The organism is Paenibacillus rubinfantis, from assembly GCF_001486505.1.
Taxonomy (GTDB): Bacteria; Bacillota; Bacilli; order Paenibacillales; family Paenibacillaceae; genus Fontibacillus; species Fontibacillus rubinfantis.
Genome location: NZ_LN909054.1, coordinates 1 through 1,774, shown reverse-complemented (window position 1 = coordinate 1,774; position 1,774 = coordinate 1). Strand labels below are relative to the sequence as shown.

At 67.8% G+C, this 1,774-nt stretch carries 1 protein-coding gene; it reads left to right on the top strand.

All coding sequences use genetic code 11. From position 1 onward, the window contains the following. The coding region (locus BN3277_RS25660; protein WP_198342943.1) for a DUF5710 domain-containing protein at nt 1-1,774 on the top strand (1,774 nt) is incomplete at both ends.

The following is a 1,774-nucleotide window of genomic DNA, read 5'->3' as shown; positions in this document are numbered from 1 at the left end:
ACGCCGGAGGCCGCCGCCGCGCTTGAGGAAGCGCACCGCAACGCCGTGCCGACCTACAGCCCCTTGGAGACGTGGCAGAACCTTGAGGCTACGGCGCGCGAGCTTGGCCTTGTGGCCGCCGTGCGGCTGAACCCCGATCCTGACGCCCGCGAATATCGCGCAAACTTCCAAGTCAGCTACACGCATCAGGACGGCACGCCGAGCGGCATCACGACCGGCATTTTCATGGACGGCAAGGCGCTTACTGGCGTCAACGGCGAGCGCGTCAGTCCCTTCATCACCGAGGACCACGAATCGCAAAGCATCGACTTACGAACCGCGCTCACGCGCGAGCGCGAGCAGCGCCCGCCCGTGCTGCACGAACCGCCGGAGGTAGGCAGCATGACCCCACAACGAACCTATTTAATCGTGCCCTACCGGGAGAAGGACACCGCGAAGAAGGCCGCCCTTGACGCCGGTTTCCGGCTCCAATGGGACAAGGAGGCAAAGCAGTGGTTTGCCCCCGAAGGCATCGACGTGAAGCAGACCGCGCTTGCGCGTTGGCTTCCCGAAAACACCAAAGTGCAGGTCGAGCGCGCGCCGTCGCCGGAGGAATCTTTCGCCGACGCGATCCGGGCCGCTGGCCTCGAACTGGACGGCTTGCCCGTCATGGACGGGAAAATCCATCGCGTGGCCGTCGCGGGCGACAAGGGCGCGGAGCGCAGCGGTTCCTACGCCGGGCACATGGAGGGCCGCTTGCCCGGCGGCTTCATCCAGAACCACAAGACCGGCGCGCGCATCAATTGGAAGTACGAGGGCAAGGTAGACGCCATCAGCCCGGAGGAACGCGAGCGCCTTAACCGCGAAGCGGTCGAGCGCGCCCAGCGCCGGGCCGCCGAGGTAGCCGCCCAGCACGACGCTATGGCGAAGGTCGCGCAGGCTGTTTGGAACGAGGCCGCACCCGCGACCGCCGACCACCCCTATTGCGCGGCCAAGGGCATCACGCACCCCGGCGAGAACGGCTTGCGCGTCGTGCCCGCCGCGGTGTCCGACGAGGCGAAGGCCGCGGGCGTCCGCATTGCCAAGAACCCGCGCGAGGCCAAGGCCATGCGCGAGGCCGAGCCGGAGGCCCGCGTTTTCATCGCCGGGGATTTGCTTGTCCCGGCGCGTGACGCCGAGGGCAAGCTATGGTCCGTTCAGAGCGTCAATCCCCAATTCAAGGGGTTCATGAAGGACGGTCGCAAGGCGGGCCTCTACACCGTCGCCGGGGCCGATCCTTCCAGCTTCGCCGCCGTTCTCGAGAACGACCCGACCACCCCTTTGGTGCTGGCCGAAGGCTACGCCACGGCTGACACCGTGGCGCGCTTGCGCGGTCATCCCGTGGTGGCCGCGTTCGACTCCGGCAACCTCGACGCCGTTGCGCGCAGCCTGCGCGAACGCTGGCCGGATCGCCCGTTGCTGATCGCCGCCGATAACGACCACAGGGCCGAGAAAGAGATTCGGCCCGATGGCAAGCCGGGCGTCAATGTCGGGTTGAAGAAGGCGCAGGAGGCCGCCGAGAACCACAAGGGCGCGGTGCTGGTGCCGAGCTTCGGCGAGCGGGACAAGGGTTCCGACTGGAACGACTACGCCCAGCAGCACGGCGACGAGGCCGCGCGCAAGGAGCTTGAGCGGCAGGTAGCGCAGGCCAAGACCGAAGCGGCCATGAATGCCGAGCGCATGATGATGCTTGCGCGCGAGCGCGAGGCTGAGGCCCGCGACGACCCGACGACGAGCGCCGACGACGCGCTTGTGG